The following is a 20,342-nucleotide window of genomic DNA, read 5'->3' as shown; positions in this document are numbered from 1 at the left end:
TCCAATAGGCCTATGCCCACCGAACAGGGAAATGCGCAGGATCCACCCCAACCCGCGGCAACCGGTTTCGGGCGGCGTCGGGCACTGCTCGCAGCCGGCGCGGTGCTCGCCGCCGGGGTCGGCGCGGCAGCCGACGAACTGGCGAGAGACGACCGGACAGCCGACCGTGCCACCACCGGCGCCCCGCCGACCGAGGCCGCGATTCCCTTCCACGGCGCCCGACAGGCAGGTGTTACGGCGCCCCAGCAACCGGCGACGCACCTGCTCTCCTTCGACCTCCCCCGGACCTCGGCCGCCGCCGACCGGAAGGCCCTTCGCAGCGTCCTCGGCGCGCTGACCAGCACGCTCGCCACCGCAGCCTCCGACGCACCGCCGGACCCGCGGCTCCAAGGCGGTGGCGCGACCCGGCTCGCCTCCCTGGTCGGCATCGGCCCCGCTCTCGCCGCTCGGCTCGACCTCAACGTCCCCTCCTCACTGGCGGAGTTGCCGCCGTTCCCCGGCGACCGCCTCGACCCACGCCGCAGCAACGGCGATCTTCTGGTCCAACTGTGCGCAGCCGACCGCTGGACGCTCACCGTCGTTGCCGAACTCGTCGGCCGGGCCGCACACGCCGCCGGCGCCGTGCCGCGCTGGACCCAGTCCGGCTTCCTGCCCCACACGGCCCCGGGCACCACCCCGCGCAACTTGTTCGGCTCCAAGGACGGCACCGCCAACCCCGATCACGCGGCGGCCGAGCAGTGGGTCTGGGGCCCACCCGGAGCCCACGGGAACGGCACCGTTCTGGTCTACCGCAGGATCCGCATGGACGTCACCGGCTTCGCGGCTCTCTCCGAGGGCCGGCGCGACCGGGTGATCGGCCGCCGTGCCCGCGACGGCGTCGCCCTCAGTGGCACCGCCGAGCATGACGAGCCGGACATCTACGCCAAGAACCCCGACGGTTCCTACGTCATCCCCGCCACCGCCCATGTGCGTCTCGCCAGCCCCCGCTTCGACGGCGGTGCCCGTATGCTCCGCCGCAGTTACAGCTACGACGACGGCCCGACCGACCGCGGCCTTCTCTTCTGTGCCTTCATGCGCGACTCCGCCCAGTTCACCCGCGTCCAGAACCGCCTGGCCGCCCGCGACGCCCTCAACCCGTTCCTCCAGCACCGGGCCTCGGCCGTGGCCTACGTCCTGCCCGGCGCCGCATCCGCCGGGACTCTCGGCGAACAGCTCTGGACATGAAGCCCGCCCCGCTCCCTCCGCCCGGAAATGCCCCGGAACAGCGAGTCAGAGGTGGGACTCGCCTGGGAGGAGTCGGGAGCTGGGCCGGATTTCGGCACGCTGCGTCAGCAGAGCCGGGCGAGGGCGCCCGCCAGACATCCTTCCTGGTCAGGCGCCCTTAAAGGCTGTCCCGCAGTGATCAACCGGCTTTGAAGGTCAGGGTTGGGGCACTCATGTTCAGCCTGACCATCCCGCGAGGGCGAGGTTATGGAGGCAGGCGATGCCAAGCATGGCGTGGTGCACGCCGTCGCCTTTCAAGCGGCAGTCGCGAAGGTTCTTCCCGCTCTTCATGCGGGCGAAGGTGTGCTCCACCCTGGCGCGGACCTCCACGGACGGCAGGCCGGGCGCGCCCCCTGTTGCGGGAGAGCGCCCGGCCCGGACCGTGCGGTTACCGGACGTCGTAGGCGCGGGTGATGGTCTGGGTGACCGCGTTGCCGTTGGCGTCGGTGAAGGTGGCCTTCGTCGTGACCTGCTTGCCGGCGGCGCCGGTGTGGTCGAGGACGGCCGTCCACCTGCCGTCGTGCTGCTCGGTCGGCGCCTTGGTCCAGGTGGCGCCGCCGTCGTAGGAGTAGGACAGCGAGGCCGCCGTGATCGCGCCCGGGGTGTACCCGGCGTGGCCCTCTACCGACAGGCCGACCCTGATGCCGCTCTGCGCCGGCAGGGTGTTCATGCCGTCCACCGGCAGGTCGTACGCCGGGAAGAGGATCGGCAGGCCGCGGGAGTAGACGTCCGGCTCCAGGTGGGAGCGGAAGCTCCAGGTGGTGGTGACGGCGTTGGAGCGCAGCCAGTTCCGGTCCGAGGAGGGGATCTTCTCCAGGTTCTGGGTGAGCTCGTACGCGGAGTCCTCGTCCGGCACCTTGAACACGTCGTACGGCCAGGCGCTGCGGGCGATCTGCTCACCGTTGCGCTTCAGCACCAGGTTGCCGAGGTCGCCGAACGACCCGCCGTAGGACCAGTGGTCGCCGGAGGCGTCGAGCCAGAGCGCGGTCTGGATGCCGATCAGGTTGCCCTGCCGCTCGGCGGCCAGCATCAGGTTGCCGTCGGCGTCGCGTGGTGCGGCCGGCCGCAGGGGGCCGCCGTACCACTCCTCGGCACGCCGCTCTCCGGCCCGGTAGGTGCGCTCTTGGTCTTCCATGAACGCGGCGAACGGGAAGCTGGTCATCGCGGCGTGGTACCAGGCGTCGTCGCCGGTCGTGTAGTAGGCGGTGCGGGTACCGGGCACATGGACCGTGCCGAACGGGCTCACGGGGACGTAGGCTCCGCTGCTCCCGGAGGGGCGGATGAACATCGCGTCGATGTAGTCGCCCTCCTTGCCCATGGCGTTCCACTTCTCGGTGACCTGGGCCAGCTTGGAGTCCTTGGGCTGGTAGACCTGGTCGGAGTGCAGCGGACCCCGGGTCGGGAACGAGAGGTTGTAGACGTAGGACGAGCCGCCCTGGGAACCGCTCGCGCGCCAGATGGGCCGGAACTCGAAGGTACCGTTCTTGGCGCGTCCGTCGACGTCCGCGTAGAACTTCTGGACAGCGCTGCCGGCCATCAGCGATCCGGATGTCTGCCAGGTGTCGTCCCAGGTGCGGGAGTAGCTGAACGTGGTGTTGTTCACCTTCGAGGGGCGGTCGGTGTCCAGGCTCAGCCGGTGGGCCTTGCGGGCGTCGAGGACGACGGTGGTGTCATGGGTGACCCGCAGCTGCGGGTTCGCGATGTAGGCGACCGACTCGGGCGTGTTCTCCTCGTCGTAGCCCCCCACGAAGCTGCTGAGGGCGTAGTCGCCCGGACGCACGCTGTACGTCTGGTCGGTCGCGCCGTTGTTGTAGCGGCGCTCGCCCTTGTCGGTGTCGAGGCTGACCAGGTCCAGGGAGGACGCGCCGGTCGCCGGCTTGCCGTTGCGGTCGATGACCTCGACCCGGAGGGTGACCGTCTCCGGCTGGACGTAGAGCGTGACGGGCACCGAGACGTGCACATCGCCGCCGGTGGCCATGAGACGGCCGGTGACGGCGCCGTACTGGGCGTCCTTCAGACGGGCGGTGGGGTCGATCCGCAGCGGAACCTGGGCGGTGGCCCCCGCGGGGATCCTCACCTTGCCCTCCTCCAGCTTGACGATGCCGGAGTTGACGTCGCTGCCGTCGTTGCCGTGCACACCGCTGACCTTCAGGTTCAGAGTGAGGTCGCTGCCGCTGGTGTTGGTGAACGGCACCTGCACCGTGGTGCGGTCCGAGGCGTCCTGCGGCCAGTTGTAACTGCCGCCCTGGACGGCGGGCGCGGAGAGCACCTTCTGGTGCACCGCCGCGACCACGTCGAGGACACCGGCCCCTGTCTCGTCGGCGCCGGCGACCTTGCCGTCGGTGCGGGCCGAGGAGACCAGGGCGGCCTTGATCTGCTGCGCGGTCCAGTCCGGGTGGGCCTGGCGGACGATGGCTGCGGCGCCCGCGACGTGCGGGGTGGCCATGGAGGTGCCGGACATCGTCCGGTAGGCGTAGACGCCGCGACCGCCCGCGTTGGCCGCCGAGATATCGACGCCGGGGGCGGCGATCTCGGGCTTGAGGGTGTGGGTGACGGCCACGGGACCGCGGCTGGAGAACCACGCGGTGGTGTCGTCACGGTCGACGGCGCCGACGGTCAGCACGCCGGGCGCGCAGCCGGGCGAGGAGACGGTCTCGGTGCCCGAGCCGGCGTTGCCCGCGGCGACGACGAACATGGTGTGCGTGTTCTGCGAGAGCTGCTGCGCGGCCTGGGCCAGCGGGTCGGCGCAGTCGCCGATCGCGGGGCTGCCCAGGCTCATGGAGACGACATCGGCCTGCTGGTCGACGGCCCACTGCATGCCCGCGATGATCCAGGAGCTTTCGCCGTAGCCTCTGTCGTTGAGGACCTTGCCGATGAGCAGGGAGGTCTCGGGGGCGACGCCCTTCTTGCGGCCGTCGCTGGCTGCTCCGGAGCCGCCGACCGTGGAGGCAGTGTGGGTGCCGTGACCCTGCCGGTCGTTGGTGGTGTTGGAGTCCGTGAAGTTCTTGGCCGCGGCGACCCGGCTCACCAGGTCCGGGTGCTCGGCGTCCACGCCCGTGTCCAGCACGGCGACCTTGGTGCCCTTGCCGTCGTAGCCCTCGGCCCACGCCTCCGGCGCGTGCACCTGCTTGGTGGACCGGTCCAGCGTGGCCTTGACCTTGCTGTCCAGCCACAGCTTCTTCAACGTGGAGGCAGAACGTGAGCGGGTGTTGGTGATGTCCTGCCAGAAAGTGGCGGCGGTGTCCTTGCCGGCCTTGAGCGCGACGCCGTCCACAGCCGGGAGGCTCAGGCCCCGCTTCGCCCCGCGCGGGGCCGCCGGTGCGCTTTCGGCGACGTTCACACCGTTCTGGTACGTGGCGATGAGCGGCAGTGTGTCGGTGTGGGCGTCGTCGTATCCCTGGCGGATGAGTCCGGTGACGTTGAACAGCTGCTCGTCGACCTTGCCCTCGGCGATCGCCCCGGAGGCGTCCTCCGGGTAGACGTAGAGGTCCTTGCCCTTCTGATAGGTCTGGACCATGGGCCGTGTGCCGTCCTCACGGGGCAGCACGGCCGCCGAGCTGCGGCCCGAAGCGTCCGTGGTCACCAGCACCTTGTCGCCGGTGACGAGCGTGACCGACACCTGCTTGCCGCCTGCTGCCGTGGCCCCGCTGCCGACGACGGGCCGCTTCCCCGAGGCACCGTCAGGCGGCGCATCAGCCGCCCCGGACGGCGTGACCGCAGTGACGGCCAGGACGGCGGCGGTCGCCGCGCCCAAGGCTATACGCGTTGTGGAGCGCATGAATCTCCCTACTCGAGGCCGTGAACATCCCGTGCTGCGGCTGCAGCCTGGCAGACATCCGGATGACGCAGGGGCGCCGTGCGTGGCGGGTTTCCCGCATGTCGGTTTCCCGACACACGGTCACATCCATTCGCTCGTCGGCCCGGCGGGGCTGTGCGCCCCGGAGACTCCCGGGCCATCAGGCCGAGGACGCCGTGGACGCCGAGAAGGCCGAGGAGATCGGCAGAGATCCGAGGAGTCCGCGGAGAAGGTCAGAGCCAGCCGGCGCGTGCGGCGTGCCAACCGAGTTGCAGGCGTGAGTCCGCTCCGGCAAGGTCCATCAGCCGGCGGGTCCGTCGCTCCACGGTGCGTATGGAGAGGCCGAGTTGGGAGGCCGCCCGCCGGTCGGAGATCCCCGCCAGCAGCAGGGCGAGGACCTCCAGCTCGCCCTTGGTCGGCTGCCGATCGGCCGCCGCCTCCACGCGCACTCCCGTGGGGGTGGTGTACAGCGGCCGGGCCTGGGCCCACTCCTTCTCGAAGAGATGGACCAGGGCCGTCAGCAAGCCGCTGCGGTGCACCACGATGGCGCTCGGCTCGCCGCCGGAGTCCGCCACGTCCAGGGGCACCATGGCACGCTCCCGGTCCGACACGACCATCTTCAGCGGCAGCGATTCGACCAGGCGAAGTGCGAGACCTGCCGCGATGGCCGGCCTCAGATCCTGCGCCACGTCGGAACCGTCGAGATAGTTCTTGGCGGCCACCACCCGGAAGTCGACTCCGCGGTCCAGCGCGGAATTCTCCGACATGTCGGCTTCCTCGCGCGGCACCGCGATGGGCTCGCCGACGAGGAAGACCAGCAACTCCCGCTGGGCCCCGCGCTGCAGTTGGTGGAACCGGTGCGCGACCTGCTCCACGCCGACCACCACCTCGACGACGCTGCCCGCAGGGTGCGCGGCGGTACTGCGGTACTGCTCGGTCAGCATCGAGAACGCGGTCTCGGCCCGGTGCAGTGCGTTGCGCTGCTCGACGAGGAACGGGGCCAGGGCGACCGAGGGGGGCGTCAGCCGGTAGCGGGCGGGCTGGTGGCCGGCCCCGCGGTCGGCCGGGTCGGGCGCCCCGCTCCCGGCCTCGGTGGCGACCGCCACCAGGCCGCGTGCGGTCAGGTCGAGCAGGATGCGGGTGGTCTCGTCCTGCTCGATTCCGGTCTGCCGGGCGAGGTCCCGCGCGTAGGCTGTCGGGCGGGCCAGCAGTGCGGTGTAGACGGCCTCTTCGGCCGGTCCCAGTCCCAATGCCTGCAGCATCCAGCTCCCCCTCGGGCGGCCGCCGTGTCCGGACCTCGGCGCAGCTCGGGTGGACCGAGCAGACGATTCCCAGCCGAACCGTATCCCAACGTCAGCACGCCGCCATCGGCCGCTGCCTGTTGTACGCGTCACCCGGGACACCCGGTACGGTCTCCCGGGCGCACCGGCCGCACGCCCTGCGCGCAGTTCCGGTCGCGCGCACGGCACGTCGTCCGGCGGGGCGCGGCCCTCCCGCGGCCGGGCCTGCCTAACGTACGGGGAGTACACCGCCTGCCCGGGAGGTCCCGTGCCCCATCCGCGTACGAAGAAAGTCGCGCGTCCCTTCGAGTCCATCGAACCACCGCGCAACACCGAGGTAATGATCCTCGTGGTGTCGGTGACCTTCGTGGTGATGCTCCTCGGCGCCCTGTCCGAGTCGCCGGTGTGGCTTCTCGGGCTCCTTGTGTTCCTGCCGGGGACGGCGTCCGCGCTGTGCACCGTACGCCAGACGAAGTTCGTGTCCGCGTGGACCTTTCTCGTGGTTGTCGTCACCGTGCTGGTCCGGCACGGTGACGGGCGGTCGTGGCTCGACCGGCTCCTCATGATGCTGCTCACCCTCGCCCTGGGGGTGGCCTCCGTCTACGCCTGCCACCGTCGTATCCACCGCGAGAACGAGATGCTGCGGCTGCGCTCCACCGCCGCGGCAATGCAGCGCCACATCCTGCGCCCGCTGCCCATGCTCACCGACGAGGTCCTGGTCGACGGCCTGTACGAGCCCGTCCAGGAGGACCGGCTCGTCGGCGGCGACATCTACGACGTCGTGGCCTCCCCGTGGGGAACCCGGGTGCTGATCGGCGATGTCCAGGGCAAGGGCCTGCCCGCGGTCGGCGCCGCGTTCGCCGTCATCGGCGCCTTCCGTGAGGCGGCGCACCGGGAGCCCACCCTGACCGCGCTCGTCGACGCCCTCGATGCCTCGGTCGTACGGCACAACTCCTACGCCGCACAGACCGGCGACGACGAACGGTTCGTCACCGCTCTCATCGCCAACATCGACGCGCACGACGAGGTACAGGTCATCAACTGCGGGCACGTTCCACCGCAGTTGCTGCACCACAACACCGTCACCACACCGGCCCTCGACTCCGGCGTCCCCCTCGGTCTCGCCGAACTCTCCGCCGAACCCGCGACCGTCGACTGGTTCGCCTTCCCGTCCGGCGCGACGCTGCTGCTGACCACCGACGGGCTCACCGAGACCCGCGATGCCGACGGCACGTTCTACCCCGTCACCGAACGCCTCACCGAGCGCGTATCCCTCTCCCCCACCGAACTGCCGCACGCCCTCTACGACGACGCGCGCGCGTTCGCGGGACATGACGGCCAGCACGACGACGTCGCGATCCTTTCCGTCCGACGGTCACCGTTCCGCTGAGGGCGGCACGGCGCGCCGCATGCCACCGGCCGTCGCGCCCGCCCGCGCACGGGACCTCGCCACGGACCCGGCAGAGCGCTGGAAGCCGGGCACCGGGGCTGTGCCGTCCTGCCCCTGACACCCTGCTCGCCCCTATGTCAGGGAGGCCTGACGGGTCGCGAAGTCCGCGAACCAGGCCAGCATTTCAGGATGCGTGATGGCACCCTCGGCGCTCACCTCGGCGACCCGATCCCCCTGGAGGATGCGTTTGACGGGAACCTCCAGCTTCTTCCCGGTCAGCGTCCGCGGCACGGCCCCGATCGGAACGATGACGTCCGGCACGTGCCGAGGCGAGATGTTCTGCCTGATCGACGTGGCGATGCTGTTCCGGAGCTCGTCGTCGAGGACCGTGCCCTCGTCGAGGACCACGAACAGTGGCATGAAGTACCGGCCGTCCCGCAGTTCGACACCGACGACGAGACTGTCGGAGATCTGCGGAAGCCGCTCGACGACGGCGTAGATGTCCGCGGAACCCATCCGGACACCCATGCGGTTGAGTGTCGAGTCCGAGCGCCCTGCCACCACGACCGACAGGTCGGGGTCGACTGTGACCCAGTCGCCGTGCCGCCAAACTCCTGGATATACGTCGAAGTAACTCTGCAGATAGCGCCGGTTGTCAGGGTCGCCGACGAAGCACAAGGGCATAGAGGGCATCGGCGCCGTCACCACCAGCTCTCCCTGGTCCCCGACGAGCGGCTGCCCCGAGGGATCCCAGGCGGCGAGGGCGACTCCCAGGGCGGGGCACTGGATCCGGTTCGCACGCACGGGCAGCAGTGCGGAGCCGCCGGCGAGAACGGAGCAGATGTCGGTCCCGCCACAGATCGACTGAAGCCATGCATCCGGGGCGAGACGGTCGTAGACCCAGCGCCAGGTGCTCCCGGGCAGTGACGATCCTGTCTGCAGGATGGATCGCACCGCGCTCAGGTCCACCTCGCCCGCCGGGTGTGCGTCCGCCTTCTCCAGGGCGACGAGGTAGGCCGCCCCCACGCCGACCACCGTCGCACCGGTCTGCTGGGCAACCCTCCAGACGCCGTTGACGTCGGGGCAGGTGGGGCTGCCGTCGTACAGGACGAGCGTGGACCCGTGCAGCAGGCCCCCGACCATGAAGTTCCACACCATCCAGCTGGTGGACGTGTGGAAGAAGTAGCGGTCGTCACCGCGCAGGTCGACGCCGAGTCCGAGGGCCTTGAGCAATTCGACGACGATGCCGCCGTGGCCCTGCACAATGCCTTTCGGTACGCCCGTGGTGCCGGATGACCACAGGATCCACAGGGGGTGGTCGAAGGGGACGTCGGCGAATTCGAGTTCCGCCTGCACGCCCACCAGTTCGGACCACGCGTGCTGCTCCACGGTGGGCCGCTGCGACCACGACGGTCCGGCCGAGGACGTGTAGAGGTGGTCGACCGCGAGCAGGTGCCGGACAGTGGGCAGCCCGTCCACCAGCTCGGCGACCACCGGACGTCGGTCGAACTCCTTCCCCCCGTAGTGGTAGCCATCGGCCGCGACCAGAACCGTCGGCCGTGCCTGCCGCAGCCGCGCGAGCACGCTGGATGTGCCGAAGTCCTGCGAGCACACCGTCCACACCGCGCCGACGGCGGCGCCGGCCAGCAGCGCGACCACGGCGTGCGAGGTGTTCGGAAGGTAGCCGGCGATGCGGTCACCCGGCCGCACGCCCAGGTCCCGGAGGGACGCGGCGACCGCCGCGACCTCGCGTCTCAGCTGCTCCCACGACGTCTCCACCGGTTCGCCGCCCTCGGACACACTGATCAGGGCGGGCCGCGCGGGGGTGGCACGGGCGAAACATCGCTCGGCGAAGTTCAGCCGCGCCCCCGGGAACCAGGATGCCCCGGGCATCGACGGGTCGGCGAGCACCTCCTCGTAGCCGCTGACGGCGTCGAGGCCGTAGAACTCCCATACCGCCGACCAGAAGGCCGGCACGTCGGCGGTGCTCCACCGCCACAGCTCCGGGTAGTCGGAGAAGGACAGTCCACGCACCCCGCTCAGCCAGCGCATGAAGCCGGCGATGTTGGAACTTTCGGCCGCCGAGCGGCTCGGGGACCACAACAGATCGATGTCGGTGTTCATCGGCGCCTCCAGGGGCGGGATCGTGCGGGAAGCGCGGCAGGGTGTCGGACGGACGCGTCGGACGGCACTCAGCCGAGCTCGCGGATGAACTCTTCCGCCCGGGGCCATGCGCCGTGGCCGGATGCGGGGTTGAGGTGTCCGACCGGGCCGAGATCCACGAGACGGCTCCCCCAGGCCCTGGCGAGATCGGCGGTGCGACGGAAGTCGGCCAGGGGGTCGTTCGTGCCCGCCGCGACGATGCTGGGGAAGGGCAAGGGCGTCCGCGGCACGGGCAGCCAGCCGTTTTCCCGCAGGGCCTGAGGCGTGGGGTACCCCTCGGGAAGCGGCGTGCCGAAGTCCGGTGGCGCCGCCAGCAGCGCGCCCTTGATCGGACGCCGGTGCCGTTGTGCCCAGTGCGCGGTTGTCATGACTCCGGCGCTGTGGGCGACCAGTACGACTGGACCGGAGATCTCCGACAGTACGTCGTCCAGGGCGGTGACCTGAGCGATGCGGCTCAGCCGGTCGCTCGTCAACGGCGCAACGGTACGGGCATCGGCGATCCTGTCACTGAGGATGGTCTGCCAGTGGTCCGGTACGTGATCGCGCAGTCCGGGAACGATGACGACCGTCGGCGATGCGGTGGGACTCATGTCGACACCTTCGGGTTCGTGGGAATGACGACGGGAAGCAGGCCCAGGCGGCGTAGATCGTGCTCGTAGCGGATCCTGCCGATGACGAAGGCCACGCCGCTGAGGGCCGCGACCCAGGGGACCAGGCGCAGTGCGCCGAGCAGGCCCAGGTGGTCCGCGAGCATGCCCGTCACCGCGGGTCCCGGGGCGAGCCCGAGCAGGCTGTTGGCCAGGGTGAGCGTGGCCATGGCCGTCGCCGCGACGGCGGCAGGGGTCAGATTCGCCACCATGGCGGCCGCCGGGCCGGCCGTGGCGTTGGACAGCAGGGTCCCGACGCCGATCAGCAGCAGTTGCGGCGGGCCGACCGGCAGTTGGAATCCGACCGTCAGCAGCGCGAGGGATCCGAGACTGCAGATGATCGCGACGGTCCACTTCCGGGCGCCGTTCCTCCGGCTGAGGCGGTCGGTGACGAACCCGGACAGGATCATGCCTGTCCCCGTGATCAATGCGAAGGCCCCGGCGACCACACCGGCCTTCGCGGTAGGCATGGCGTAGTAACGGTTGAGGAAGCTGGGCATCCAGGCGAGCAGGGCCATCGCGATGAACATCTGCAGCCCGCTGCCGATGTAGGCGCAGAGCACGGAGACCGAGGAGAACAGCCGCGGCAGCAGGGTCCGGATCGGGGCCGGTTCGCCGGACCCGCCGCTGCCTCCGCCGGCACCTGGACCCAGTTTCCTTTCCTTGACCACCATTCCGTAGATCGCGGCCATGACCAGTCCGGCGATCCCCATGACGCCGAACGCCCAACGCCAGCCGAGATGTTGGGCGACGACGCCACCGATCGACACGCCCAGCACGGATCCGAAGGCGCCTCCCGCGATGAACGCGCCGGAGAGGGTGGCCCGCAGGGTGACGGGAAAGACACTGAGGACCACCGCGATGCCGACACTCCCGTAGGCCGCCTCGCCGACACCGACCATGAACCGCCCCAGGAACATCTGGTCGTAGCTCGCGGCGACGGCGCAGCCCAGGGTCGCCAGACTCCACACCGTCGCGGCGATGACCAGGCTCTTGACCCGGCCCCAGCGGTCCGCCAGAAGGGACAGGGGGAAGGTGAGCACACCCACCATCAGGGCGACGATGCCGCTGAGCGAGCCCAACTGGGCATCGGCCAGCAGCCATTCCGCCTTCAGTAGAGGAAAGACCGCGTTGAGGACCTGCCGCGACATGTAGTCGATCAGCAGGAGCCCGAAACTCAGCGCGAACACCAGCCGGGCATACCCACGCGACACAGTGGGCATGGCGTGAGACGTGCCCGGCACGAGCGTGCCGGCCGTGTGAACTCCCATTGGCGCCACCTTCTCGTCTCTGGTCGGGGCTCAGAAGGGCCTGTCGCCGACGATTCCGGCGCGCTCCATCTTGCGGACGGCGGGCCAGTAGTCCTGGACGGCGTAGTGCTGTGTGGAGCGGTTGTCCCAGATGGCGAAGCTGTTCCTCTGCCAGCGCCAGCGCACCTGGTACTCGGGGACGGCCGCCTGGCTGATCAGGTAGTTCAGGAGGTTGTTCGCCCCGGGCGCGTGATCCTGGCCGAAGCGCACGTTCTCGGGTGTATGGAAGTTGACGAAGTGTGTGGTGAAGGCGTTGACGAAGAGGATCTGCTCGCCGGTCTCCGGGTGGGTGCGCACCACCGGGTGCTCCGGGTCCGGGTACCGGGCCTTCAGCTGGTGGCGCTGTTCCATGGGCATGACCGCGCCGAAGGTCGCCTCGATGCTGTGCCGGGCGCGCAGATCCGCGATCTGCGTCCTGATGTGCTCCGGCAGCCTGCGGTAGGCCTCGGCCATGTCGACCCAGACCGTGTCTCCGCCCACCTCGGGCGTTTCCACGCAGCGCAGTACGGCCCCCATGGGCGGGCACTCGCGCCAGGTCCCGTCGCAGTGGAGCGCGTTCTCGTAGTGCTCGGGCCTGCTGTCCAGGTCCTTGTAGATGCGGACCAGTCCGGGGTGGTCCGGATCGCTGCCGACCACCGGGTGGTCCTCCAGCGGGCCGAAGCGCGAGGCGATGGCGACGTGTTCGGCGCGCGTGATGTCCTGGTCCCGCAGGAAAAGGACCTTGTACTTCAGCAGCAGTTCCTTGACCTCGGCGAACAGGTCGTCGTCGCGCGAGGCGTCGCCGAGGTTCACTCCGAAGAGCTCGGCGCCGATGGTGCAGGTCAGCGGCTCGGCCTTGATCGATGTACGGAGGACGCCCGGGCGTACCAGGGCGGGCGCGGCTTCTTTCGGGTGGACGCTCTGGGGCATGTGCTCACTCCTGGGGGTGATGTGCGAGGCACGGTGTGTTCGAAGGTGCCGGGCACGGCGTGTTCGAAGGTGCGTGGCACGGAGTGTTCAGAGGACGAAGACCGAAGATCCCGTGGTCCGTCCCGCTTCCAGGTCGCGGTGTGCCTGTACCGCGTCCTGGAGGGCGTAGCGCTGATTGATCTGGATCTTGATACGTCCGGACGCGACGTGCTCGAACAGCTCGCCCGCCAGGGCGTCCCGCTCGCCGGCCTCCGCGATGTAGTCGGCCAGCGCGGGCCGGGTCACGAACAGCGAGCCGTGGATGGCGAGTTGCATGGCGTCGAGGGGCGGCACACCGGAGGCCGTGCCAAAGCACACCAGCAGGCCGCGGCGCCGCAACGAGGCCATGGACCCGGCGACGGTGTCCTTGCCGACGCTGTCGAAGACAACGGGAACGCCGGCGCCCCCGGTCAGCTCCCGCACCCGCGCGGCCACGTCTTCGCGCCGGTAGTAGATGATGTGTTCGCAGCCGTGTGCGCGGGCGATCTCGGCCTTCTCCTCGCTGGAGACCGTGCCGATCACGGTGATTCCGAGCAGCTTCGCCCACTGGCAGACGATCAGGCCGACGCCCCCCGCCGCCGCGTGGAGCAGCACGGTGTCGCCGGACTTCAGCGGGTGGATCCGGCGCATCAGATAGGCGGAGGTGAGGCCGCGCATGGTCATCGCGGCGGCGGTCTCGCAGCTGATCCCGTCCGGCAGCCTGATCAGCGACCCGGCGGGCATGACCCGCTCGGTGCCGTAGGCCCCCAGCGGACTGCCGGTGTAGGTGACGCGGTCGCCCTCGGCGACATGCGTCACCCCCTCGCCCACTGCCTCGACGACACCGGAGGCCTCGACGCCGAGCCCCGCGGGCAGCGGAGCCGGGTACAGACCGGAGCGGAAGTAGGTGTCGGCGAAGTTGAGTCCGACGGCGACGTGCCTGATCCGTACTTCCCCCGGTCCCGGATCGCCGACGGTGACCTCCTCCCACCGCATGACTTCGGGGCCGCCGGTCTCATGGAAGCGAATGGCGTGTGCCACAGGTTGCTCCGTTTGCTCGTGTGTGGACACGGCGGTCGCGGGCCGACCCGGATCGGCCGGGCGGATGCGCGATCGGCCCCGGGACCGCCGCTGGTGGGGAGGGGTCAGCTCTTGACGTCGCGCAGCATGAAGCCGCGCAGGCCGGGGCGGCGGTTGGGCACCATGCCGAGCTGGGCCAGGGTCTCGTCGACGTCCGCGTACCGTTCGCCGAGCTTGTAGATCCTCTTCGCTTCCGGCCCGGTGGCGATCTCGCGGCCGAGCGCGTCGGCGATCTGAACCATCTGCTCGACCTGCTTCACGGAGGACATCCGCTCGCCCTTGCGCCGCCACAGGTTGTCCTCGTTACCCACCCGTACGTGCGTGCCCAGGGCGATGCCGATCGCGTTCATCGGTGCCACCGCGCGCATGGAGGCCTCGATGGTGAGCACGGCACCGTCCGGGACGCGGCGGATGAACTCGATCAGGTCGGCCGGATGCCGGCCGGCGAACCCGCCGCCGATGGCGACGTAGTTGAGCACCAGTGGCCCGGTGTGGATGCCCTTGCGGATGAGCCGCTCCACGGTCTCCAGCTGTGCCATGTTGGCGAGTTGGAAGTGCGGCTGGATGCCGTTGGCTCGGAGCCGTTCGAGGTGCTCCAGGTAGAAGTCCGGTCCTGCCTCGACCACCATGTCCCGGTATGCCTTGTAGTAAGCCGGCTTGGCCATCGAGGTGCCCTCGATGTCCTCGTCGTCGAAGAGCTCGACGATGTTCATCTGGTTGGTGTTGATCGCGATCGTCACCTGGTCCGGGCTGGGGGTGATCTCTGCCAGCAGGTGGCGGGTGTCGTAGCTCAGCCACTTGGCATCGGCGCCCTCGTCCTCGGGGGCGAAGGAGATCGATCCACCGATCTGGAGGACCATGTCCGGTACGGCTTCGCGCAGCCGGGCCATCAGCTCGTTGAACATGGACATGCGCTTGGAGCCATGACCGTCCAGCTCGCGCACATGGATGTGCAGCACGGTGGCGCCGGCGTTGTAGCAGTCGACCGCCGCCTGTACGTGCTCGTCCATGGTGAGGGGGAGGTCGTCGGCGTCACCGGGCAGCCACTCCGGCCCGTAGGGGGCCGCCTGGATCACCAGCTTCTCCTGGTTCTCCGGATACAGGGAGTCGTCGAGGAAGTGCATGGTCCATCTCCTTTGTCGGACGGGTCTTCGCTCGCCGCGCGCATCGCTGCCCGCGATGCGGGGCCCGAAGGGCCGGGCGAGGGATGGAGTGGGCTCGGGGGCCGGGTTCCCGGACCGCTCGGCGGCTGGGATACGGTCAGCGAGCCGGGAGGGAGCACACGGCTGCGGCAGGGTTTCCGCTTGTCCTTGTGGGGCCGTCGGTGTCCCCTGCGGTAATGCAACGTTAAGGGCGGGTTACGCGCCGCGCTTTCCCCTGGGTGACAACTGACTTATCACTTGGGGACAGGCCGTGCCCCTGCCGGCGCAGCCCCGGACCGGACACGACCCGGGCGGTGGTCGCGCCGGCCTCCGGCTCCTGATCGCCGGTGATCACTCCTTGCCGGCGTGCTGCCGGCCGACCCTCCCGCTGCGCCACTCCCTGGGACTGCTGCCGAACTGCTCACGGAACCAGCGGGAGAAGCCGCTCGGCCCGGAGAATCCCAGCAGCCCGGAGATCTCCGTCAACGAGCGGCGCGGGTTCGCCACGAGCTGCTCCGCGAGCTCGGTACGCGTCGCGTTGAGGAGGGAGGAGAACGTCTCGCCCGAAGCCGCCAGGTACCGGTGGACGGTTCTCCGGTCGACGCCGAGGCTGGACGCGACCTGCTCGATCGAACAGCGGCCGCTCGGCAGCAGGACCTCGATCAACTCGCGCACCCGGTCCGGTACGGTCGTGTCCCTCGAAACCGCGATGGAGTCGAAATACTGTCGCGCGTAGTTCCGGAGCAGCGGGTCCGACATCGTATTGGGAGTGTCGAGGTCATTTGTACAGAAAACGATCCCGGTGAATTCCCGATCGAATTCCACTACCGGACCGAAGATGTTCCGGTGGGTACCGAGGTCTCCTGGAGCACCGTGTGTGAAACACACGGAGACGGGCTGCCACCGCGCACCGAGGAAGGTGCGGAGAACTCCATGGAAGGCGCCCACGGCCAGCTCCGTGGCCTGCCGGGCCGCCATGGCCTCACCCAGCTCCAGGCCCACCTTGAGGGTGGTCACACCGTTCGCCTCGGTGAGTCGACTGCGGAGCATTTCGTTGCACATGTAGCCATGTCGTATAAGTAGCCCGAGCGCGCTGCGGACATCGGGCTCCTCGCGGATGACCAGGCTGATGGGCCCGAGGTTGGCGAAGCGGCGGCGTTCGGCGAGGAGCAGGCCGAAGTCCTCGCGGTGCGAGGCGACCGCCGAGAGTTCGAGCAGCTGCGTCACGGCCACGCCGGAGATCCATCTGTCCTGGACCGCCAGGCCCACGGGGTCCAGACCCACGCTCTTCATCAGCGCCTGCGGGTCGATACCGAGGGACTGGCTGAGCTCGACGTAGCCGTTCAGCGCTGCGTTGCGGACCAGTGGCTTCAAGGGCGCGCTCCAAGGCTCTGTCCCCAAATGGTAAGTACGGTGTCACGTCAAGTAAAGCGATGCGCCAGGCCCTGACCTAGCGTTGCACCACCGCGATGGAGCCCGTCTCCCGGATTCGGCGTCCCGGCCGGTCGGAAATCCTGCGGAGAACACCATGGCAAATACTCCGACCACTGACCAGACCTCTGGAAAAGTGGCACGGAATTCTGTGCAGATCAATAACTTGCGGCGGAATGGTCCGATTCAGATCCACGGGATTCTTCCGTGCGGAAAGGAGAAGAGTCGTGCATGCGATCCCGGGTCCCTCGGCCGACGAAAAGGCGCACACGATTCCGACCGGACGGACGCATGACCCGAGTGGGGCCACCATGACGAGCGTGATCAATGTGCTGCGCCGGCCCTGCACGGGGCCGGCCGTGTGGAGGGGTCCGGACCTGGCGGACTCCACCGAGTGGGTCCTGCGAATCTCGCCGGCACAGACCGACGAACTCGGGGCGGCCCTGCGGTCGGTGCGCGAGCGGGGCGTTCCGCTCCTGAAGGTGACCGCCGACGACTTTCCGCTGCCGACCCTTGCAGGCGAACTGGCAGGGCTCACCGACGTATTGGAGAACGGACGGGGCTTCGTACTCGTCAGACGCATTCCGGTCGAGCAGTACGGCGAGGCGGCGGCGAGCACCATCTTCTGGGGACTGGGCCAGCACCTGGGCGTCCCGGTGTCGCAGAACGCCGCGGGCCATATGCTCGGTCACGCCCGGGACACCGGCGGCACCATGGCCGACCCCGCGACGCGCGGCTATCAGACGCGGGCGAGGCTGCCGTTCCACACCGACGGTTCCGATGTCCTGGGGCTGCTGTGTCTGCGAGCGGCGCGCACCGGCGCGCGCACCGCCGTCGTCAGCTCGGCGGCGGTCTACAACGCCGTGCTGGAGCGGCGGCCGAAGCTGGTCGAGCGCCTGTACCGGACACATCTCCTCGACCGTCGGGAGGAGCAGCTTCCCGGTGAACCCCCGTACTCCGCGGTGCCGTTCGCTTCCTGGGACGGGGGGAAGCTCAGCATGCGATACAACCGCTGCTACCTGGAGTCCGCACAGCGCTTCCCCGATGTTCCCCGTTTGCAGCCGTCGGACGTGGAGCTGTTCGACCTCATCGACGAACTGGCCGAGTCCCGGGAGTTCCGGCTCGACATCGATTTCGAGGCCGGTGACCTGCTGCTGCTCAACAACCACGCGGTTCTTCATTCCCGCACGGAGTACGAGGACTTCGCCGAGCCCGAGCTGAAGCGCCACGTGCTGCGGCTGTGGCTGGCCCTGCGGCAGGGACGCGACCTGCCGCCGGACTTCTGGGGGGATCCGCACAGCGCGGTGGACCGTCCCGGCCGCGGCGGGATCACCCCCCGCGACGTGATCGCGACGCAGAACCCGGCGGTCCGCTGCGGCTCTCGCAGCCATGGGTGACCGCCACCAGCTCCGACCGAAGGGGAAACCGCATGAACAACCTCGCCTCACTCCTGGCGGAATCCGCCTGGGCCGATGGCGGCCACATCGCCATTCGCCAGGACGAGATCGCCCTCAGCTATGCCCAACTGAACGATGCCTGCGCCCGGTTCGCCACCCTGTTGCGGGACAGGGGCATCCGGCCGGGTGATCGTGTGGCGTTGGTCATGCCCAACGTCACCCACTTCCCCGTCGCGTACTACGGAATCCTCCGCGCGGGCGCCGTGGTGGTGCCGTTGAATCCACTGCTGAAAGCCCGTGAAACAGCGCACGCCCTCCGGGACTCCGGAGCCCGCGTCGTGGTGACGTTCCCGCTGTTCGCGGACGAGGTCGCGACGGCCGCCGCCGAGGTCGGGGCCGTATGCCTGGTCACGGCCCCGGCGGCATTCGACGACCTGCTGCGGGCCACCGAACCGATGCCCGAGATCACCGACCGGGCAGCGGACGACGCCGCCGTGATCCTCTACACCTCGGGAACGACGGGGACCCCGAAGGGCGCCGAACTGACCCACCGCAACCTGATGACCAACGCGGTCGCCACGGTCGAGACGCTGCTCCACGTCGGGCCGGACGACGTACTCTTCGGCGGCCTGCCCCTGTTCCACGCGTTCGGGCAGACCTGCGCCCTCAACACGGCTGTCGCCGCGGGCGCCACCCTGAGTCTGCTGCCACGGTTCGAGCCGACGAAGGCGCTGGAGATCCTTCACCGGGACGGGGCCACCGTCTTTCTGGGCGTTCCCACGATGTTCACGGCCCTGCTCCAGGCCGGGATCCCCGACGGTCATGACCTTTCACGGCTGCACCTGGCCGTGTCCGGCGGCGCTTCCCTGCCGGTCGAGGTGCTCCACGGATTCGAGCGGGAATTCGGCGTCACCGTGCTGGAGGGCTACGGGCTCTCGGAGACCTCTCCGGTCGCCTCGTTCAATCCTCCGGACCGGCCACGCAAGTCCGGCTCGATCGGGGTGCCCATCCGCGGGGTCGAGTTGAGGCTCGTCGCGGACGACGGCACCACGGCCGGGCCGGGCGAAGTCGGTGAGATCGTGATCCGCGGCGAGAACGTCATGAAGGGCTACTGGAACCGCCCCGGGGCCACCGCGGAAGCCTTCCGCGACGGATGGTTCCACAGCGGGGATCTCGCCCGGGTCGACGAGGACGGCTACTACTTCATCGTCGGCCGGAAGAAGGACCTCATCATCCGAGGTGGATACAACGTCTACCCGCGCGAGATCGAGGAGGTGCTCTACGAACACCCTGCCGTCGCCGAGGCGGCAGTGGTCGGTGTGCCGCACCGGGTGCACGGGGAGGAGGTGGCCGCGGTGGTGACACTCCGGGACGGTGCGCGGACCACCGCCGATCAGCTGCGCGACTACGTCAGACAACGGGTGGCCGCCTACAAGTACCCACGGATCGTCACCTTCGCCGACGCGCTCCCCAAGGGGGCCACGGGCAAGATCCTCAAGCGTGAAATCGTCGTCCAGCACCAGGAGTTCGAGGACTGAACCGGTCCGCTCCGGGAGACCCGGCCACCCGAACCAGGGTCACAGATATTTAGGTTAGGCTAAGCTAAATATCTGTGAACGGGGTGGGACAGACATGGGACCGGTCGGCACGGAGCTCGCGGACCCGGATCCGTCCACCGGATCGCTCGGGCTGCCGGAGGAACTGCGGGGCAGCGCGGTCGTCATCAAGTTCGGCGGCAACGCCATGGTGGACGCGCGCCTGCAACGGGCGTTCGCCCGGGACGTCGTGGAGCTGTGGCACACGGGCCTGCGCCCGGTCGTCGTACACGGAGGCGGGCCGCAGATCAGCGCGATGCTCGACCGCCTCGGCCTGGAATCCCGCTTCGAGGCGGGCCTGCGGGTGACCACGCCGGAGACCATGGAGGTGGTGCGCATGGTGCTGAGCGGCCGGGTCCAGCGGGAACTGGTCGGCCACATCAACGCCCACGGTCCCTACGCCGTGGGCATGACCGGTGAGGACGCGCACACGATGACGGCGGTGCGGCGGCCGGCCCGGGTGGACGGCCGGCCGGTGGACATCGGTCTCGTCGGCGACATCGTGGATGTGAACCCGGGCATGGTGCGCACCCTCCTGGAGCAGGGGCACATCCCGGTGGTCTCCCCCGTGGCACGCGGCGCGGACGGACAGGTCTACAACGTCAACGCCGATCTCGCGGCGTCGGCCCTGGCCGTGGCCCTCGACGCCGAACGGCTGGTGATGCTCACCGATGTGGCGGGGCTGTACGCGGACTGGCCGCACAGCACCGAGGTGATCGAGCACCTGACGGCCGATGCGCTGGACGGGCTGCTGCCGGGGCTGGCGGACGGGATGCTGCCGAAGATGGAAGGCTGCCTGCGGGCCGTCCGCGGCGGCGTGCGCAAGGCGCACATGCTCGACGGCCGCGTGCCGCACGCGGTGCTGCGCGGCGTCCTCGGCGGGACCGGCCCCGGCACCACCGTGGTTCCCGGCAACGGTCC

14 protein-coding genes and 1 pseudogene are annotated in these 20,342 nt (G+C 69.6%); 5 read left to right on the top strand and 10 right to left on the bottom strand.

Annotated features, from left to right (window positions below):
* The first annotated feature begins 12 nt into the window (after window positions 1–12).
* Complete coding sequence (locus tag ABZY11_RS15060; protein ID WP_356479544.1) at window positions 13–1,224, top strand: Dyp-type peroxidase; 1,212 nt, start codon at window positions 13–15, stop codon at window positions 1,222–1,224.
* 216 nt (window positions 1,225–1,440) lie between these two features.
* On the opposite strand, the pseudogene ABZY11_RS15055 reads toward ABZY11_RS15060, so the two are convergent.
* The 3 genes and pseudogenes from ABZY11_RS15055 to ABZY11_RS15045 form a co-directional block, all read right to left on the bottom strand.
* A pseudogene (locus tag ABZY11_RS15055) lies at window positions 1,441–1,590 on the bottom strand (IS5/IS1182 family transposase); the annotation flags it as partial.
* Between the two features lie 61 nt (window positions 1,591–1,651).
* Window positions 1,652–5,041 (bottom strand): S8 family serine peptidase, encoded by a 3,390-nt coding sequence (locus ABZY11_RS15050; protein WP_356479543.1) that lies wholly within the window; start codon window positions 5,039–5,041, stop codon window positions 1,652–1,654.
* Window positions 5,042–5,292: 251 nt separating this feature from the next.
* The gene (locus tag ABZY11_RS15045; RefSeq protein ID WP_356479542.1) at window positions 5,293–6,321 is read right to left on the bottom strand and encodes a helix-turn-helix domain-containing protein; all 1,029 of its coding nucleotides are present in this window, start codon (window positions 6,319–6,321) and stop codon (window positions 5,293–5,295) included.
* A gap of 286 nt (window positions 6,322–6,607) precedes the next feature.
* Here ABZY11_RS15045 and ABZY11_RS15040 point away from each other — a divergent pair, with 286 nt between their 5' ends.
* Window positions 6,608–7,729: a PP2C family protein-serine/threonine phosphatase gene (locus ABZY11_RS15040; RefSeq protein ID WP_356479541.1), complete on the top strand. Its 1,122-nt coding sequence runs from the start codon at window positions 6,608–6,610 to the stop codon at window positions 7,727–7,729.
* 132 nt (window positions 7,730–7,861) lie between these two features.
* On the opposite strand, the gene ABZY11_RS15035 is transcribed toward ABZY11_RS15040, so the two are convergent.
* From ABZY11_RS15035 to ABZY11_RS15005, 7 genes are all read right to left on the bottom strand, one after another.
* Window positions 7,862–9,853 carry an acetoacetate--CoA ligase gene (locus tag ABZY11_RS15035; RefSeq protein WP_356479540.1) on the bottom strand — a complete coding sequence of 664 codons (1,992 nt, stop codon included), beginning with the start codon at window positions 9,851–9,853 and terminating at the stop codon, window positions 7,862–7,864.
* 68 nt (window positions 9,854–9,921) lie between these two features.
* Window positions 9,922–10,482: an alpha/beta hydrolase gene (locus tag ABZY11_RS15030; RefSeq protein ID WP_356479539.1), complete on the bottom strand. Its 561-nt coding sequence runs from the start codon at window positions 10,480–10,482 to the stop codon at window positions 9,922–9,924.
* A complete protein-coding gene (locus ABZY11_RS15025; protein WP_356479538.1) occupies window positions 10,479–11,762 on the bottom strand; it encodes an MFS transporter in 1,284 nt (427 codons plus the stop codon). Before ABZY11_RS15025 ends, ABZY11_RS15030 begins: the two co-directional genes overlap by 4 nt.
* A 78-nt stretch (window positions 11,763–11,840) precedes the next feature.
* Window positions 11,841–12,758: a TauD/TfdA family dioxygenase gene (locus ABZY11_RS15020; RefSeq protein WP_356479537.1), complete on the bottom strand. Its 918-nt coding sequence runs from the start codon at window positions 12,756–12,758 to the stop codon at window positions 11,841–11,843.
* Window positions 12,759–12,845: 87 nt separating this feature from the next.
* Window positions 12,846–13,817, bottom strand: a complete 972-nt coding sequence (locus ABZY11_RS15015; protein ID WP_356479536.1) for a quinone oxidoreductase — start codon at window positions 13,815–13,817, stop codon at window positions 12,846–12,848.
* A gap of 104 nt (window positions 13,818–13,921) precedes the next feature.
* Window positions 13,922–14,980 (bottom strand): 3-keto-5-aminohexanoate cleavage protein, encoded by a 1,059-nt coding sequence (locus tag ABZY11_RS15010; protein WP_356479535.1) that lies wholly within the window; start codon window positions 14,978–14,980, stop codon window positions 13,922–13,924.
* 369 nt (window positions 14,981–15,349) lie between these two features.
* Window positions 15,350–16,372: an AraC family transcriptional regulator gene (locus tag ABZY11_RS15005; protein WP_356479534.1), complete on the bottom strand. Its 1,023-nt coding sequence runs from the start codon at window positions 16,370–16,372 to the stop codon at window positions 15,350–15,352.
* A 368-nt stretch (window positions 16,373–16,740) separates the two neighbouring features.
* Here ABZY11_RS15005 and ABZY11_RS15000 point away from each other — a divergent pair, with 368 nt between their 5' ends.
* The 3 genes from ABZY11_RS15000 to argB all read left to right on the top strand — a co-directional run.
* Window positions 16,741–17,826, top strand: a complete 1,086-nt coding sequence (locus ABZY11_RS15000; RefSeq protein WP_356479533.1) for a TauD/TfdA family dioxygenase — start codon at window positions 16,741–16,743, stop codon at window positions 17,824–17,826.
* Window positions 17,827–17,858: 32 nt separating this feature from the next.
* Complete coding sequence (locus ABZY11_RS14995) at window positions 17,859–19,364, top strand: long-chain fatty acid--CoA ligase (protein ID WP_356479532.1); 1,506 nt, start codon at window positions 17,859–17,861, stop codon at window positions 19,362–19,364.
* A 205-nt stretch (window positions 19,365–19,569) separates the two neighbouring features.
* Window positions 19,570–20,342: acetylglutamate kinase (gene argB, locus ABZY11_RS14990; RefSeq protein WP_356479569.1), on the top strand; the 773-nt coding region annotated here is incomplete at its 3' end.

This window comes from Streptomyces sp. NPDC006510, assembly GCF_040611955.1.
In the GTDB taxonomy this organism is placed as follows: Bacteria; Actinomycetota; Actinomycetes; order Streptomycetales; family Streptomycetaceae; genus Streptomyces.
Note: the sequence above shows the minus strand (reverse complement) of the source record. Positions and strands in the feature narration are given on the sequence as shown.

Bases quoted from the DNA above. Each gene is read 5' to 3' on its own strand.
- ABZY11_RS15060 (WP_356479544.1), top strand. From the start codon at position 13: ATGCCCACCGAACAGGGAAATGCGCAGGATCCACCCCAACCCGCGGCA.
- ABZY11_RS15050 (WP_356479543.1), bottom strand. From the start codon at position 5,041: ATGCGCTCCACAACGCGTATAGCCTTGGGCGCGGCGACCGCCGCCGTC.
- ABZY11_RS15045 (WP_356479542.1), bottom strand. From the start codon at position 6,321: ATGCTGCAGGCATTGGGACTGGGACCGGCCGAAGAGGCCGTCTACACC.
- ABZY11_RS15035 (WP_356479540.1), bottom strand. From the start codon at position 9,853: ATGAACACCGACATCGATCTGTTGTGGTCCCCGAGCCGCTCGGCGGCC.
- ABZY11_RS15030 (WP_356479539.1), bottom strand. From the start codon at position 10,482: ATGAGTCCCACCGCATCGCCGACGGTCGTCATCGTTCCCGGACTGCGC.
- ABZY11_RS15025 (WP_356479538.1), bottom strand. From the start codon at position 11,762: ATGCCCACTGTGTCGCGTGGGTATGCCCGGCTGGTGTTCGCGCTGAGT.
- ABZY11_RS15020 (WP_356479537.1), bottom strand. From the start codon at position 12,758: ATGCCCCAGAGCGTCCACCCGAAAGAAGCCGCGCCCGCCCTGGTACGC.
- ABZY11_RS15010 (WP_356479535.1), bottom strand. From the start codon at position 14,980: ATGCACTTCCTCGACGACTCCCTGTATCCGGAGAACCAGGAGAAGCTG.
- ABZY11_RS15000 (WP_356479533.1), top strand. From the start codon at position 16,741: ATGACGAGCGTGATCAATGTGCTGCGCCGGCCCTGCACGGGGCCGGCC.
- ABZY11_RS14995 (WP_356479532.1), top strand. From the start codon at position 17,859: ATGAACAACCTCGCCTCACTCCTGGCGGAATCCGCCTGGGCCGATGGC.